1 protein-coding gene is annotated in these 316 nt (G+C 60.8%); it reads left to right on the top strand.

The genetic code is table 11. From position 1 onward, the window contains the following. The coding region (locus tag C451_RS03385; protein ID WP_007737710.1) for a transposase at positions 1 to 316 on the top strand (316 nt) is incomplete at both ends.

Raw genomic sequence — 316 nt, 5'->3', positions numbered from 1 at the left:
ACGACGCCACGGTGAAAAGCGTCGTCGTGAAACGCGAAGCCACCGGACGGTGGTACGCTTCGCTCCAACTCGACACCGACGCCGAAGCACCTTCGAAACCGGACCAACCGGAGCGGTGTGTCGGTATCGATGTGGGGATACTGAAATACATCCACGACACCGACGGCCATGCCGTCGGGTCGTTGGACCTTTCGGCGGAGCAGGAACGGTTGGAGCACGAACAGCGTGTTCTCTCCCGCAAAGAGCACGGGTCGAACAACTACTGCGAACAGCAACGGAAGGTTGCCCGACGCCACGCCGACATCAAGCGGAAACG

The organism is Halococcus thailandensis JCM 13552, assembly GCF_000336715.1.
Taxonomy (GTDB): Archaea; Halobacteriota; Halobacteria; order Halobacteriales; family Halococcaceae; genus Halococcus; species Halococcus thailandensis.
The sequence above is the reverse complement of the archived record's forward strand: the minus strand, read 5'-3'. Positions and strand labels throughout refer to the sequence as shown.